Annotated in this window: 13 protein-coding genes; 7 read left to right on the top strand and 6 right to left on the bottom strand. The window is 75.3% G+C overall.

Annotated elements, in window-relative coordinates; all coding sequences use genetic code 11:
- A complete protein-coding gene (locus FHU37_RS07465) occupies window positions 1-1,011 on the bottom strand; it encodes a phosphotransferase family protein (protein ID WP_179813417.1) in 1,011 nt (336 codons plus the stop codon).
- A gap of 740 nt (window positions 1,012-1,751) precedes the next feature.
- On the opposite strand from FHU37_RS07465, the gene FHU37_RS07460 reads away from it, so the two are divergent.
- The 5 genes from FHU37_RS07460 to FHU37_RS07440 all read left to right on the top strand — a co-directional run bounded on the left by FHU37_RS07460 (window position 1,752) and on the right by FHU37_RS07440 (window position 8,693).
- Window positions 1,752-3,419 (top strand): 3-hydroxyacyl-CoA dehydrogenase, encoded by a 1,668-nt coding sequence (locus FHU37_RS07460; RefSeq protein WP_312892484.1) that lies wholly within the window; start codon window positions 1,752-1,754, stop codon window positions 3,417-3,419.
- A 4-nt stretch (window positions 3,420-3,423) separates the two neighbouring features.
- The gene (hemA, locus tag FHU37_RS07455; RefSeq protein WP_179813416.1) at window positions 3,424-4,635 is read left to right on the top strand and encodes a 5-aminolevulinate synthase; all 1,212 of its coding nucleotides are present in this window, start codon (window positions 3,424-3,426) and stop codon (window positions 4,633-4,635) included.
- Between the two features lie 90 nt (window positions 4,636-4,725).
- Window positions 4,726-5,919 (top strand): MFS transporter, encoded by a 1,194-nt coding sequence (locus tag FHU37_RS07450; RefSeq protein WP_179813415.1) that lies wholly within the window; start codon window positions 4,726-4,728, stop codon window positions 5,917-5,919.
- A gap of 67 nt (window positions 5,920-5,986) precedes the next feature.
- The gene (locus tag FHU37_RS07445; RefSeq protein WP_179813414.1) at window positions 5,987-7,315 is read left to right on the top strand and encodes a beta-ketoacyl-[acyl-carrier-protein] synthase family protein; all 1,329 of its coding nucleotides are present in this window, start codon (window positions 5,987-5,989) and stop codon (window positions 7,313-7,315) included.
- A gap of 526 nt (window positions 7,316-7,841) precedes the next feature.
- Window positions 7,842-8,693: an enoyl-CoA hydratase/isomerase family protein gene (locus tag FHU37_RS07440; RefSeq protein ID WP_179813413.1), complete on the top strand. Its 852-nt coding sequence runs from the start codon at window positions 7,842-7,844 to the stop codon at window positions 8,691-8,693.
- 48 nt (window positions 8,694-8,741) lie between these two features.
- Here the strand turns inward: FHU37_RS07440 and FHU37_RS07435 are convergent, their stop codons facing one another.
- Both FHU37_RS07435 and FHU37_RS07430 read right to left on the bottom strand, forming a co-directional pair.
- A complete protein-coding gene (locus FHU37_RS07435; RefSeq protein ID WP_179813412.1) occupies window positions 8,742-9,395 on the bottom strand; it encodes a maleylpyruvate isomerase N-terminal domain-containing protein in 654 nt (217 codons plus the stop codon).
- Window positions 9,396-9,495: 100 nt separating this feature from the next.
- Window positions 9,496-10,086, bottom strand: coding sequence for a TetR/AcrR family transcriptional regulator (locus FHU37_RS07430; RefSeq protein WP_179813411.1), 591 nt, complete (start codon window positions 10,084-10,086; stop codon window positions 9,496-9,498).
- Window positions 10,087-10,183: 97 nt separating this feature from the next.
- Here FHU37_RS07430 and FHU37_RS07425 point away from each other — a divergent pair, with 97 nt between their 5' ends.
- Window positions 10,184-11,197: a saccharopine dehydrogenase NADP-binding domain-containing protein gene (locus FHU37_RS07425; protein WP_179813410.1), complete on the top strand. Its 1,014-nt coding sequence runs from the start codon at window positions 10,184-10,186 to the stop codon at window positions 11,195-11,197.
- Between the two features lie 73 nt (window positions 11,198-11,270).
- Here FHU37_RS07425 and FHU37_RS07420 read toward each other — a convergent pair whose 3' ends face one another.
- A complete protein-coding gene (locus FHU37_RS07420) occupies window positions 11,271-12,389 on the bottom strand; it encodes a glycoside hydrolase family 12 protein (RefSeq protein WP_179813409.1) in 1,119 nt (372 codons plus the stop codon).
- Between the two features lie 206 nt (window positions 12,390-12,595).
- Complete coding sequence (locus FHU37_RS07415; RefSeq protein WP_179813408.1) at window positions 12,596-13,633, bottom strand: zinc-binding dehydrogenase; 1,038 nt, start codon at window positions 13,631-13,633, stop codon at window positions 12,596-12,598.
- 91 nt (window positions 13,634-13,724) lie between these two features.
- Here FHU37_RS07415 and FHU37_RS28900 point away from each other — a divergent pair, with 91 nt between their 5' ends.
- The gene (locus FHU37_RS28900) at window positions 13,725-14,210 is read left to right on the top strand and encodes an Lrp/AsnC family transcriptional regulator (RefSeq protein WP_179813407.1); all 486 of its coding nucleotides are present in this window, start codon (window positions 13,725-13,727) and stop codon (window positions 14,208-14,210) included.
- Window positions 14,211-14,288: 78 nt separating this feature from the next.
- Here FHU37_RS28900 and FHU37_RS07405 read toward each other — a convergent pair whose 3' ends face one another.
- The gene (locus tag FHU37_RS07405; protein ID WP_179813406.1) at window positions 14,289-14,966 is read right to left on the bottom strand and encodes a hypothetical protein; all 678 of its coding nucleotides are present in this window, start codon (window positions 14,964-14,966) and stop codon (window positions 14,289-14,291) included.
- Window positions 14,967-15,034 lie beyond the last annotated feature (68 nt).

Raw genomic sequence — 15,034 nt, 5'->3', positions numbered from 1 at the left:
TCACAGACGCTGGTTCAGGAAGGCGAGCGCCAACCGGAGGTTGTGCTCCGCCACCGCCCGCATGAAGGCACGGTCCGGGAAGTCACCGTCGAGCAGCCGCAACGGCCCGGCGACCAGCGACAGGTTCATGGCGAGGGTGTAGAACGCCAGGCGCCGCTCGTCCAGCCCTTCCGCGCGCAGCGGCCCGTAGTGCTCCCGGAAGCGGAGCTCCAGGAACACGTGCTCCCATTCGACGTCGAAGTACATCAGCCCCTCGATGTCGATGAGGACCGGCGCCCCCTGCGGGTCCACCAGCACGTGGTCCGGCCCGAGTTCCCCGTGGACCAGCGCGAAGTCCTCGCGCGGGCGCACGGCCGCGGCCAGCTCGCGCAGGACGTCGGCCATCCGGTCGCGCGGCTCCGCCAGGCGCCGGTCGCGTGCGGAGGCCTCGGCCAGGTCGGCGAGCGCCCGGTCGAGCAGGGTCTGTTCGCAGCTGAGGCCCCGGGAGCTGCCGCCCGCGTCCACCAGGGCGACCTTGCCGAACCGGGGTCCCCGCTGCTCCCGCATGGCCTCCAGCGCCTCGCGCAGCCGGGCCATGGTCGCCCGCGCGGCCCGGGGGTCGTGCTGGAGCAGCGCCTCCAGGGTGCCCCCGCGCACGTCCTCGACCACGGCGACATCGGCCGGGAAGTGGGCACGGCTGCGGTCGGCCAGGTGGACGCGGGGCGTGCGCACGCCAGCGGCGGTCAGCCGCTCGTGGGCGGCCTGGAGCAGGTCGAGCCCGGTGGCCGGGGAGAACGGATCGGCGTGGTCGCCGCCCGCCGGGTCGGTCGGTGCCGACGGCCAGTAGTTCTCCGCCGCGTCCCAGCTGTAGCAGATCGCGGTGGAGTCGTCGTCGAGGTGGAGGCGGTACACGCCCTTCTTGCTGCCGCCGCGCAGCCGTTCCACGGCGACCAGGCGGCGCGTGGCGCCCAGCGCGGCGCGTGCGACGCCCGCCAACTGCTCCCGCCCGACGAACTCACGTGTCCGGTCCATGACCGCCTCCCCCTCCGTGCCGGCCCGGCATTCTCGCACGGCCGTCCGGCACGGCGCCGGCGCGCGGCCGTGGCGGCACCGGGCACCGTCACCGGAAGGGAGGCGGCGCGGCGTGGGCGGTACGCGGCGGCCGACCGGCCGGCACCCGAAAGAATTCCGCAATGCACGGCAATCGGGCATTCACAATCGTCACGCAGATTTAATTGTCCGCCCCGCCGGAAAAAGCACCGCCGGGCTCCCCCGTGATGCTTTTCGGTCAGTGCCGTCCGGGTGGACCGGCACCCGGGGGCGGCCCGGCAGGCCCGGGCCACCGGCCACGGACCGCGCGGCGGTGTGCCGCGCAGCGGACCGGCCCACGGCCGCCCGTGGCCCGGCCCCCCACCCCGATTCGCGGCCAACGGCCCACGTGCCGGGGCGTACGTCAGGGGCCGGAACCGCTCACGGGACGGACCGGGGACGTCGCCCCGCACCCCGGCGGCGGCCGGGGCGGGCGGCGGCCCGGGCGCCGAGCGCGGGCCCGAGCCGGCGCCCGCCGAGGGTGGCCGATTCCGCGCTGCCGATTCCCGTGCGCGGGATGATGCAATCACCCGGCCGAACACCGGTCGATTTCACCGCACGACCGGGAGCGAGTTCGGTTTCACGGGCGCTTTCCGTTCGACTGTCGAACGGCCCCGGAAAACCGTCGGAGCCCGGGCGGAAACGCCGCGGGCTCCGGGCGGCGGGGCGGTGGAGGGGGCGGAGTGGGGAACGACGAGCGCGGCCGACCCGTCGGCGTGGTCGGCAGCGGGGTGATGGGGACGGGCATCGCGCAGGTGGCGCTGGACGCGGGCGAACGCGTCGTCCTGTACGGCCGCCGGGCGACGGCCCTTCAGGCCGCCCGGGAGGGCCTGGCCGAGCGCCTGCGGCGGCGCGAGGCCTCCGGCCGGGCGGAGCCGGGCGGAGCCGCCGAACGCCTGGCGCGGCTGCGGCTGACCACCGACCTGTCCGAGCTGCGCGACGCCCGCCTGGTCGTGGAGAGCGTCGCCGAGGACTTCGCCGCCAAGGCCGACCTGCTCCGCCGCGTCGAGGCGGTGGTCCCGGGCGACAGCCTGATCGCCACCAACACCTCCTCGCTCTCCGTCACCGGCCTGGCGGCAGCGCTGCGCCGCCCCGAGCGCTTCGCGGGCCTGCACTTCTTCAACCCGGCGCCGGCCATGCGCCTGGTCGAGGTGGTGGCCGCCCGCGGCACCGCGGAGGCCACCTGTGCGGCGCTGTCGCAGACCGCCCGCCGCTGGGGCAAGGCGCCGGTGCGCTCGGCCGCGCGGCCGGGCTTCGTCGTCAACCGGATCGCCCGGCCCTACTACGGCGAGGCGCTGCGCGCCCTGGAGGAGGGAGCGGCCGACCCGGCCACCATCGACGCCGTGCTCACCGAGGCCGGGGGCTTCCGCATGGGGCCGTTCGCGCTGATGGACCTGATCGGGAACGACGTCAACGAGGCCGTCACCCGCGGCCTGTGGCGCGCGTTCCACCACGATCCCCGCTACACGCCCTCGCAGGTCCAGCGGGAACTCGTCGAAGCGGGCCACCTCGGGCGCAAGGTCGGACGCGGCTTCTTCGACTACCCCGCCGGGCCGGCGGGGCCCGCCGAGTCTCCCGCGCCGGCGACCTGGCCGCCCGTGCTGCCGCCGTCCGACGGCCCCGCCGGAGCGGCCGTGCGGGCCCGGGGCGACCTGGGACCGGCCGAACCCCTGGTACGCCTGCTGCGGGAGGCCGGCGTCGAGGTGGCGGTCGACGGGGCCCGCCCGCCCGGGCAGCCCCCGACCCTGGAACTGCCGGACGGCACGCTGCTGCGGCTGACGGACGGCCGCACGGCCGGGGAACACGCCCGCGAGACGGACCGGCCGGTGGGACTGCTCGACCTCTCGCACGACTACCGCGCCGCCTCCCGGCTCGCCCTCGCGTTCGACGACCGCTGTCCCGCGGCGGCCCGCGCGGAAGCCGTGCGCCTGCTCCAGCGACTGGGCAAGGCCGTCACGGAACTGGACGACCTCCCCGGCCTGCTGGTCTTCCGCACCGTGGCGATGCTGGTGAACGAGGCGGCCGACGCGGTGCTGCACCGAATCGCCGCCCCCGACGACGTGGACTCGGCGATGCGGCTCGGCGCCAACCACCCCGCGGGGCCGCTGGAGTGGGGCGACCGGGTGGGCCCGCGGCGCGTGCTGCGGCTCCTGGAAAACCTGGGCGACCACTACCGCGACGGCCGCTACCGCCCCTCCCCGCTGCTGCGGCGCCGCTCCCTCGCCGACCTGCCGCTGCGCGCGGGCCGCGTCCCGCACCCGCACCCGCACCCGCTCCACACGACTCACCCGCTCCACGCCGCTCCCCCACCCATTCCGGCGCCCGACCCGGCGCCCGCGAAAGGAGCCTGACGCCATGGACGTGCTCGCCCTGCTGGCCGAGGAGATCGAGGAGGTCAGGGCCCAGGGGCGCTACCGCACCTACCTGGACCTCGAACGGGACGCCGAACTGGCCCCACGGGCCCGGCTGCACGCCCCCGAAGGCGTCCGGGAGATCAGCGTGTGGTGCTCCAACGACTACCTGGCGCTCAGCCACCACCCCGCCGTCATCGAGGCGGTGGCCGACACGGTCCGGGCCGTCGGCCTGGGCACGGGCGGAGCCCGCAGCATCTCCGGCACCAGCGTCCACCACCGGTGGCTGGAGGCCGAACTGGCCGACTGGTACGGCAAGGAGGCCGCCCTGCTGTTCAGCACCGGCTTCACCGCCAACGACGCGACGCTCTCCGCCCTCGGGCAGCGGATCCCCGGCCTGGTGGTCTTCTCCGACGAGCTGAACCACGCCTCGATCATCCAGGGCGTCCGCCACAGCCGCGCGGCCAAGCGGATCTTCCGGCACAACGACACCGCCCACCTGCGCCAACTGCTCGCCGAGACCGACCCCGACGCCCCCAAGCTCGTCGTGTTCGAATCCCTGTACTCCATGGAGGGGGACTTCGCCCCGCTGGCCGAGATCGTGGAGATCGCCGAGGAGGCCGGGGCCCTGACCTACCTCGACGAGGTCCACGCGGTCGGGATCTACGGGGAGCAGGCGTCGGGCCGCGCCGAGGAGCTCGGCCTGCGCGAGCGGATCACCGTCATCCAGGGCGGCTTCGGCAAGGGCCTCGGCGGTGCCGGCGGCTACATCGCCGCGCCCCGGGCGGTGGTGGACCTGGTGCGGTCCTTCGCCGTGCCGTTCGTCTTCTCCACCTCGGCCCCCGCCGCCCTCGTCGCCGGGGCCCTGGCCGGCGTCCGGCGGGTGCGCGAGGACGACCGCGAGCGCCGCCTGCTCGCCGAGCGCTGCGCCGAGCTGAAGGCCGCCCTGGCCGACCGCCGCATCCCGGTCGTCTCACGGGACAGCCACATCGTTCCGGTGCTGGTCGGCGACCCGCACCGGAACAAGAGGCTGAGCGCGCTGCTGCTGGAGGAGCACGACATCTACGTGCAGCCGGTCAACGCGCCGACGGTCCCGGCGGGCACGGAACGGCTGCGGGTGACCCCCACCTCCCGGCACACCGCCAAGGACGTGGAGACCTTCGTGGAGGCCCTGGACACCTCCTGGACCGCCCTCGGCCTGCCCCGGGAAGGGTGATCCGGCCGCCCGCGGCCACCCCCGGCCACCCGCCCCGGCCCCCGTGCACGCCCACGCCCACCACCCGACCACCGCCGCGAGGACCACCCGATGCCCTCCCGCTCCCCCGCCCTGCCCCCCGTGCTGTGGCTGCTGGCCGTCGGCACCGTGGCCATCGGCACCGACGCCTTCGTCATCGCCGGCGTGCTGCCCCGGATCGCGACCGACCTGGAGGTGTCCACGGCCACGGCCGGCCAGCTGGTCACGGTGTTCTCCCTCACCTACGCGGTCTCCGCCCCGGTGAGCGCCGGCCTCACCGGCGGGCTGTCCCGGCGCACCGTGCTGCGGTGGGCGCTGGCCCTGTTCGTCGCCGGCAACCTGCTGACCGCGGCCGCCGACTCCTACCCCCTCGCCATGGCCGGCCGGGTGCTGGCGGCCCTGGGCGCCGCCTCCTACACGCCGCAGGCGTCCGCGGCCGCCTCCAGCCTGGTGGCCGAGGAGCGCCGGGGGCGCGCCCTCGGGATCGTCATCGGCGGGCTGACCGTGGCCACGGCGCTCGGCGTGCCCCTGGGCACCTTCGTCGGCGAGGCGCTGGGGTGGCGGGCCACCCTGCTCCTCGTCGCCCTGCTCGGGGTGGTCGCCCTGGCGGGCAGCGTTCTGCTGCCCGTGCTGGTGCCGGCCGGCCGGAGCACGGTGGCGCAGCGGCTGGCCGGCCTGCGCAGCCGTCCCGTCCTGGCCACGCTGACGGTCACGCTGCTCGCGGTGATGGCCGAGCACGTCCTGTACACCTACATCGGCTCCGTGCTGTCCCCCGCCACCGGCGGCGACGGCCGCACGCTGGCCACCCTGCTGTTCGTCTTCGGCATCGGTGCCGTGGTGGGCAACGCGGTGGCCGGGCCGGCCACCGACCGCTGGGGGGCGCGGGTGGTGCTGGTGGTCGCGGTCGCCGGGATGACGGCCGACCTGGCGCTGGCGCCCTGGTGGTCGCGGTCGCTGCCGCTGGCCGTGGCGGCGATGTTCCTGTGGGGCGTGACCGGATGGATGTACCTGGTGCCCCAGCAGCACCGGCTCCTGGAGCTGAGCGCGGCGGCGGGGCCCTTCACCGTGGCGCTGAACAGCTCCGCGCTCTACCTGGGCATCGGCCTGGCCGGCGCCGTGGGCGGCGTGCTGCTCCGGGTGGCGGACGCGCCGGGGCTCGCCGTGCCCGCCGCGCTCCTCGGGGCGGCCGCCCTGTCGCTGGCGCTGGCCGCCTACCGCCCGCGCCGGGACAGCACCGCCGACGCGGGCGCCCGGGCCGGACGCTGACCGCCCGGACCACCGATCGTCTCCCCCGCTCCCCAGTGACCCCCGTTGTGACAAGGAGCACCGTGTGATGAGCGAGCACCCTCCTGCCTCCGGTCCCCGTCCCGGTTCCGGGTCGCGCCGGGGGCGCGGAACCGCCCCGGACGCCGTCGTCGTCACCGGCATCGGCGTGATGCTGCCCCGCACCTCCGGAGTGCGGGACTTCTGGAGAAACGTTTCTCTAGGGCGTTCCCAGATCGGCCCGCTGACCCGTTTCGACGCCCCCGGGCAGGGCCTGGCCGTGCACGCTGCGGCCCAGATCGACTCCTTCGACGCCGACCGCCTGCTGCCCGACCTGGACGCGCGCCACGCCGCCAAGTACAGCCGGGAGATCCTGATCACCATGGCCGCGGTGGTCCAGGCCCGCCAGGACGCCGCCCTGCGCGACGGCGACCTCGATCCGAGCCGGCTCGGCGTCGTGATGTCCTCCTCCCGCGGGCCGCTGGCCTGGTGGCGGCCGGTGCTGCGCGGGGAGGACCCGGACGTCCTCGCCGAACGGGGGGCGCCGATGTTCGCCGGGCTCCCCGGCTTCCCGGCGACGCTCTCCGCCATCCACATCGGCGCCCGGGGGCTGGTGACCACGGTGAGCAACGCCTGCGTGGGCGGCCACCAGGCCATCGGGATCGCGCTGGAAGAACTGCTGTCCGACCGCGCGGACGCGGTGCTGGCGGGCGGGCACGAGTTCCCCATCGTCCCCGAGGTGCTGCACTCCTACCGCGCCATGGGACGCGGCGTCATCTCCTCCGAGAAGCGGGATCCCACGCACGCCGTCCGGCCCTACAACGACGACCGCGAGGGGTTCGCCCTCGGGGAGGGCGCGGTGGTGCTCTGCCTGGAGCGCGAGTCCACGGCCAGGCGGCGGGGGGCGCGCGTCTACGCCCGGCTGCTCGCCCACCGCTACCTCAACGAAGCCGGACACCCCACCACCATGGACCTCACGGGTCGCCTGACGGCCGGGCTGATCCGGCGGACGCTCGCCGACAGCGGGCTGCGCCCGGAGGACGTCGACTACTTCTGCGCCCACGGCACCGCCACCCGCTACAACGACCTCGCCGAGAGCCGCGCGCTGCGCGCCCTGTACCCGGACCGCACCCCCGGGCGGCTGCCGCCGATCAGCTCCAACAAGCCCATCTACGGGCACACCTTCGGCCTGGCCGGCGTCATCAACGCTGCGGCCACCAGCCTGATGCTGCACCACCAGCGGCTGGCACCGACCATCAACCTCACGTCGCCGGACCCGGAGTGCGACCACGACCACGTGGCCGAGGGCCCGCGCGACACGGAGGTGCGCACCGCCGTGTCCCTCTCCTTCGCCTTCGGCAGCCAGACCTCCGTGCTCGCCCTGGAGACGGCGGCGTAGCCGGCGGGCGCGCCGGCGGCTCAAGGAGAGGGGCGACCGAGGAGTACCCGAGGAGGAGGGAGGAAGGACCCGAGGGCGAGTCAGGGACCGTGCCGGCCAGGGAGACGCGGAGAAGCCGACCCGGGCATGCCAACACGGATCGCGCCAGCCCAGACCATGCCGACCCGGACCATGCCGACCCGGACCATGCCAGCCAGGGACATGCCAGCCATCGCCGCCCACTGCCCTCTTGTTCGAGGGGGGACCCCCTGTTCTCAGGATCCCACGCGGCTGCGGCGCGCCGCAGCCCCCTCCTCCAGCCTGTGGACAACCCGACGCCCGGTCGGCGCCCGGCGCCCGTCCCCGCCCAACCCGCAGCCGGTCCACAGTCCGGGCCCGGCCCAACCCCCGGCCCGGCCCAACCCCCAGGCCAGCTCCCTGCCCGGCCCCGCTCCTGCTCGGATCAGCCCCGACCCCACCCCAGCCCAGCCCCAGCCCCAGCCCCGCCCGGCCCCGGTCGGGCCCGCTCCCGCGAGGAGGCCTCTCCATGTCCGACGTGCCCACCGACCAGGCGGGCGGCGCGAGGACCGGCGCCCGCTCCGAGCTGGAGGTCATCCGGCACGGCCATGTCACCGAGCTGCGCTTGAACCGGCCCGAGGCGCTGAACGCCGTCTCCACCGCCCTGGCCGAGCGACTGGCCCACGCGACCGCCGCGGTGTCCGCCGATCCCTGGGTTCGGGCGGTGGTGGTCTCCGCGGCCGGTGACCGGGCCTTCAGCGTCGGCGCCGACCTGAAGGAGCGCGCGGAGACGAGCGACGCCGAACTCCTGCGGCAGCGCCCGCTGGCCCGGGCGGCCTACCGTGGGGTGCTCGGCCTCCCGGTGCCGACCGTCGCCGCCGTCCACGGCTACGCCCTGGGAGGCGGCCTGGAGATCGCGCTGGGCTGTGACGTCATCGTGGCGGACGAGACGGCCGTGCTCGGCCTGCCGGAGGTGTCCGTCGGCCTGGTCCCCGGCGGCGGTGGCACCCAGCTCCTCGGTCGGCGCGTCGGCCCGGGCCGGGCGGCGCTGTTGATCTACGGGGCGGAGCGCCTGGACGCCGCGGAGGCGCGCCGGATCGGCCTGGTGGAGCGCGTCGTGGCGGCCGGGACGGCGCGGGCGGAGGCGCTGCGGCTGGCCGGGCGGTTCGCCGGCCACTCGCCGATCGCCGTGCGCGCCGCCAAGCGGGCCCTGCGCGGGGGCGATGGCCTGCCGCCGCACGCCGGCCTGGACGTCGAGGACGCCGCCTGGCGCACCGCCGCCCTCTCCGAGGACCGCCGGGAGGGCGTGGCCGCCTTCGTCGCCAGGCGGAAACCCCGGTGGGCGCCCGGGGATCCGGCGCCCGAGGGCGGCGTGCGCTGAGGGACGTGCGGCGGCAGGCCATCGCCCCCCTCCGCCCAGCCCATTCGCTCAGCCGAGCACGAACGGGATCCTCGCCGCGAGCGCGCCGAGCGCTGCCGTCTCGGCGTCCGTGGGAGCGCGGCGGCCGGTGCCGACCAGCAGCGCCTCCGTGTCGGAGAACGAGGCCGGAATCGGTGCCCCGGCGATCCTCTCCAGCGACGCGCGGGCGGCCGCCAGGGTCTCGGCGGGCGGTTCGGCGGCCGCGGGCAGGTGGGCGATCAGGTCGAGGTGGTGCAGGGTCCATTCGACGACGTACGCGGACAGGTAGTCGCGGACGGTCAGCACCTCGTCGCGGGTGCTGACCCGGAGGTCGGGGTCGGCGAGTTCGGCGGCGCGCCCGGCGGCGGAGCCGACGTCGTCGAAATGGAACCTGAGCCACCTGGGCTCGCCGTACGCGGCGGCCAGCCGCGGGATCAGCGCGTCGAGCGGGTCCTCGCCGGTCGGGGGCTCGACGAGCCGCCAGTAGGTGTCCGAGTCCACGGTCGGTTCGGTCGCGGCGGGGGTGACCAGCGTGATCAGCACGTCCTGGGCGTCGATGACCAGGTGGCAGACCAGGTCGCGCACGAGCCAGCCGGCACAGCCGGACGGCCGTTCCCAGTCCTGGTCGGAGAGTTCGTCGACCGCCGTGCGCAACGCCGTCCAGGAGCGCGAGAAGAGATCCACTCCGGCACGCTAGTGCCTCACCGGAGCGGCGGACAAGCGCGTCCGGGCCGACGGCGAACAGGCGTGGCCGTGGCCGTGGCCGGCTTCCCGGCGCGGGACCCTAGCGGTCGGTCCCGGTGTGCAGGCCGCCCACGATCAGGCCGGTCAGCGCGGTGACCGCGTCGTCGGCGGTCACCCGCTCGCGGGTCAGCTCGGCGGCGATCGCCTCGGCCGCCCCGAGCACGCCGACGCAGCGCAGCCGCAGGGCTTCCGGGGCGAGGTCGGAGTACGGCCGCAGGGCGGTGGCCATCAGGTCCGCGTAGGTGTCGGTCACCTCGTGCTGGACGGCCTCCATCTCCGGACTGCCCTTCAGCGCGGCGGACACGGCGTTGAGTTCCGGCATGACGGCGGCGCAGGCGAAGTACGCGCTGCTCAGGACCCGGGCGACGCCGTCGGCGGTGGGCGCGGCGTCCCGCAGCGCCTGCTCGATCGCCGCCCGGTGGCGTTCGTCGAGTCGCCGGTGGAGCGCGATGAGCAGGCCGGAGCGCGTGCCGAAGTGGTCGTACACGATCGGCCTGCTCACCCCGGCGGCCTCCGCGAGGGTGACCAGGGTCAGTCCGTCGGCGCCCTGGGCGCGCACGACCGCCACGGCGGTGTCGAGCAGCTGCTCCCGCCTGGCCTGCTTGGACAGGCGCGTGGGCGTGGTGGCCATGGTCCTCCCTTGCGTCCCCTCCCACCCTATGCTACAAAACGTAACCTACAAAACGTAGGCTACAGAATGTAGCTTCACGCTCCGAGAGGAAACCACAGTGGGACAGTCGCGATCGGTACTCATCCTGGGCGGCTCGGGTCAGGCGGGCTCGGGGGCCGCCGCCCTGCTGCGCCGATGGCACCCGACGCTGCCGCTGACGATCGCCGGCCGCGACCTCGACCGGGCACGGCGGGTGGCCGACGAACTCGGCGGCGCGACCGCCGTGACCATCGATCTGCGGCGCGGCGACCTCGGCCTCCCGGCCGACCAGGAGCACTCCGCGGTGGTCTCCGCGCTCTGGGACGACCACCTGCACGGGCTGCGCCACGCCCAGCGGCACGGCTTGCCGTACCTCAACCTCTCCAGCGGCCTGGTGGACATCGCGCCGGAGGTGGTCGCGGGGGCGCAGCGGGCGAACGCCGCGCCGATCCTGCTGGCCAGCCACGTGTGCGCCGGAGTCGTCGTCCTCGCGGCACTGGAGTGGGCCCGGGGGTTCGACCGGGTCGACACCGTCCGGATCGGCGCCGCGCTGGACGAACTGGACACCGGCGGGCCTGCGGGAGCGGCGGACCTGGAGCGCCTGTCCGCCGTCACCTCGGCGGGGCTGGTGCGCCGTGACGGCGTCTTCACCTGGGTCACCGGCCCCGACGCCCAGGTGGAGGTGCCCAGCGCCGACGGCACCGTCCTGCCCGGCCAGAGCATCGCCACCCTGGACGTGCCGAGCCTCGCCCTGGCGACGGGCGCGCCGGACGTCCGCTTCGCCCTCGCCGTCGGCGAGTCCGCGGGCCGGCGCCGGGGCGAAGGCGCCTCCGTCGAGTTCCGGATCGACCTCGAAGGGGTGGACGCGGCGGGCGCACCGCTGCGCACCGGCCGCTACCTCGTCCACCCGGCGGGGCAGCGCCCGCTGACCGCGCTCGGCGTCGCCCTCGGCGTCGAACGGCTGCTCGGTCTGCGCGGCGAGCCCGTCCCTCCGGGCGTCCACACCCCGGAGGCCCTGCTGGACCCGGCCTACGCGGTCGAGCGGATGGTGGAGGTCGGCGCCGCCTTCGTCGACGCCCCCGGCTCCGGCTGACCGCCGATGGGGCCGGCCCTCCCCGAGGAGGGCCGGCCCCGCGCCCCGGACGGGCGGCGGTGGGCCGCCGGGGTCAGGCGACGGTGCAGGGGGTTCCGTTGAGGGTGAACTGCGTGGGTGCCGAGAAGGTCCCGGAGTAGGTGCCCTGGAATCCGAACGACTGGCTTCCGCCGTTGGCCGGGATCTGGCCGTTGCCGCTCAGGTTCCTGGCGGTCACCGTGCCGGAGGACGGGGTCACCGAGGCGTTCCAGGCGTTGGTGACGCTCTGCCCGCTGGGCAGCGCGAAGGCGAGCTGCCACCCGTCGATGGCGGTCGAGCCGGTGTTGGTGATGGCGACGTTGGCCGTGAAACCGCCGGTCCACACCGAGGTGGTGTAGCTGACCCGGCAGCCGCTCGGGTTCTGCCCGCCCCCGTCCCCGCCCCCGCTGCCGCCGGCGTTGACCGAGCTGGAGAAGGAGTTGACGGCGAGGCCGGCGCCGCCCTGCCACGGCTCGAAGCCGGCCTGGACGCTGGTGAGGTACCAGTTGTTCTGGGCCATGCCGCGCCGGACGGTCTCGTCCACGAAGTCCATCACGTCGAAGCTCCAGCTCGCGACGGCGGACGAGGCGACGAAGGAGATGACGTTGTTGGAGCCGTTGCTGCCGGTCCACACCTCCCAGGAGCGGCCGCCCACGCTGGCCGTTCCGACGCGGGAGCCGATGGGCTGGATCGGGCCGACCCGGTTCAGCCAGATCATGATCTCGGTCTGGTTGACGCCGGTGGTCTTGGGGGTCGGGTCGAGCCAGATGTCGTACGAGGCGTTGTAGACGGCGTTGCTGACGTAGCCGTAGGAGATGCTGCTGGGCGCGCTGCTAATGGCGCTCAGCTGCATCGGCAGGTTGGTGCCCGGGGAGCAGTTGCCGTAGTGGCAGCCGTTGTAGATCGAGGGGTACGACTTCGGCGGCCCGCTGGTCGAGACAGAGCCGTCGGCCTGACGGACCTGGAAGCCGGTGCTGGTGACGTTGATGCACTGGGTGGCGCTGGTGCCCCAGCGGTTGTTCTGGGCAACGTACCGGCCCTGGACGGTGGCGCTGCCGTACTGGTCGCAGATGAGGACGTCCGCCTGGGCCGGCAGTGCCGTGCTCAGCAGGGCGGCCAGGGTTCCCAGTACGACGGACAGGGCCATCGCGACGGAGCGTAGAGGAGGTTTCATGTCGTCCCTTCAACCGTGCGGGTGTGGTGGGAGCGCTCTCATGACCGTCGCGGGGACTCTAGGAGCATCCGGAGGGGCTGACAAGACGGGCCGCACAGATCCGTTCATGACAATTTCTGCCGGCCCTCTCCGCCCCCGGCTCCGCCGCCGGTGGGGGCGGCGGCGCGGCCGAGGGCGGCGGAGCCCGGGGGACCGGGCGGGTGGGTTCAGCTGCCGTCCGGGCGGACCACGGCCTTGACGGTCCGTCGACGGTCCATGGCGCGGTAGGCGTCGGCGATGTCGGTCAGTGGGAACGCCGCGGTCAGGACCGGTGAGGGGTCGAGGGCTCCGGCGAGGACGTCGGCGGCGAGCACGTCGAGGTAGGCGCGGGCGGGTGCGACGCCGGCGCGCAGGGCGATGTTGGACCGGAACAGGCGGTACAGGTCCACCCGGTCGACGCCGTTCGGCACGCCCACCGAGCCGATGGTGCCGCCCGGGCGGGTGACCGCCATGGCGAGGTCGAGGGCGGACTGGCCGCCGACGCACTCGGCCACGTGGGCCGCCCCGCCACCGGTCTGCTCGATGATCCGGCCGGCGGTGTCCGCGGCGCGGCCGTCGAAGACCGCCGTCGCGCCGAAGTGCCGGGCCAGCTCCGCGCGGTCCGGCTGGCGGCCCACGGCCAGGATCCGCTCGGCCCCGGCGCGGCGCGCGGCCAGCACGGCGCACAGGCCGACCGCGCCGTCGCCGATCACCACCACGCTCCCGCCCCGGGGGACGCCGGCGAGCACGACGGCGTGGTGGCCGGTGGCCATGACGTCGGTGAGCGGCAGCAGCCGGCCGAGGAGCGCGTCGTCGACGGCGGCGCGGACCGGCAGCAGCGTGGCGTCGGCGAACGGGACCCGCAGGGCCTCGGCCTGGCCGCCGTCGTGCGCCCCGCCCCAGAAGCCGCCGCGCCGGCAGGAGGTGGGCAGGCCGCCCCGGCAGGCGGCGCAGACGCCGTCGGCGAAGGCGAACGGGGCCAGCACCAGGTCGCCGTGCCTGAGCCGGGTGACCTCGGGGCCGGTCTCCTCGACGGTGCCGATCCACTCGTGCCCCATCCGGTCGCCGGGGCGGAACTCCTCCCGGCCGCGGTAGGGCCACAGGTCGGACCCGCAGACGGCGGCCAGCCGCACCCGCACGATCGCGTCGGTGGGATCCCGGATCACCGGGTCGGGTACGTCGATCAGCCGGATGTCGCCGATGTCGTTCAGCACGGTCGCCTTCATGCCGCAGACACTAGGCCGGCGGGACACCGCCGCGGCATGCCATAGTGACGGCATGCTGGACGAGGCGGGATCGAAAGGGAGATGATCGCCGTTGAACACCGTCGGAACGCCGGACCTCGACGCCGTCGACCTGGGGATCCTGCGGGAGTTGGCGCGGGACGCCCGGATCAGCGTCGCGGAGCTGGGCCGCCGGGTGTCGCTGAGCCGGCCCGCGGTGGCCGAGCGGGTGCGCCGGCTGGAGGAGGGCGGCGTGATCCGGGGCTACCGGGCCGACCTGGACCTGGCCCGGCTGGGCCTGGGTCTCCAGGCCCGGGTCGCGCTGCGTCCGCGGTACCGGTCGCGGCGGGACGCGCGGCGGTTGCGGGAGCGTCTGCTGACGATCGGGCACGTGCTGTCCTGTGTACACGTCACCGGGGAGAACTGCTACGAGCTGACGGTCGCCGTCCGCGACGCCCGCCACCTGGAGGAGGTGGTCGAGGAGCTCACCGCGCTCGGCGACACCACCACCTCGGTGGTGCTCTCCGAGCTGGTGCTCCAAGGGGACGCCGACGTGACCGCGTGGGTCGCCCCGCGGTAGCGGTGACCACGCGGACCGCCCCGGGGAGGGCGGGCCGGGGAGGCGAGCCGCGGAGGGCGGGCCGGGCGCGTCGGCCGCTCACTCCTGGTGGGCGGAGTGGTCGCCGTGCTCGTGCTGGTGCCCGTCCGGTTCCTCCGCGGGCGCCTGCGGGAGGTCCGCGCTCCCCGCGAACTTGCCCGCCAGGCCCTGGTACCCGTCCTCCAGCCACACCACGACCTGGTACCCGGCGGAGACGGTCTCGGGCACGAGCCAGGCGCTCAGCCCGGTCACGCTCTCCCCGGGGGGGAGTTCCCCGGTGAGCGCCCCGTCGTCGGTGATCGGCTCGGACATGCCGCCCACCTGGACGCCCACCCAGTCCAGCCGCACCTGGCCGAGGTCGCGCGGGACGTCGCCGGTGTTGGTGAGCTCCACCCGCAGGCCGAGCGGGGTGCTGGGCTCGTCCAGTCGTTCCCGCGCCGCCGCCAGCAGGCCGGCGTCGACCGTCCCGCCCGCGATGTCCGATCCGTCGTCCCCCTCGGCGCCGTCCTCCTCGCCGACCGGGCGGAGCTCGCCGACGACGGTCGCGGTGGCCTCGAAGCCCTCCGGCCAGACGAAGGTGCCGCCGATCGGCACCGGCGCCGAGTCGGCGGTGGTGGCGCCGGACACGCCGGGGCTGGGTGCGGCGGGCGCGTCCGGCACCGCCGGCGCCTCGGCGTCGCCGCCGCACCCGGCGAGCAGCGACGCGGCCAGCACGACTCCGATCACGGTTCGACGCATGGGTTCCCCCGACGGCCGGCCCCCGGGCGGGGGCGATCAGGCCGACGGTAGCGTGTGACGGCTCGTTA

The sequence above is a fragment of the Allostreptomyces psammosilenae genome (assembly GCF_013407765.1).
In the GTDB taxonomy this organism is placed as follows: domain Bacteria; phylum Actinomycetota; class Actinomycetes; order Streptomycetales; family Streptomycetaceae; genus Allostreptomyces; species Allostreptomyces psammosilenae.
The sequence above is the reverse complement of the archived record's forward strand: the minus strand, read 5'-3'. Positions and strand labels throughout refer to the sequence as shown.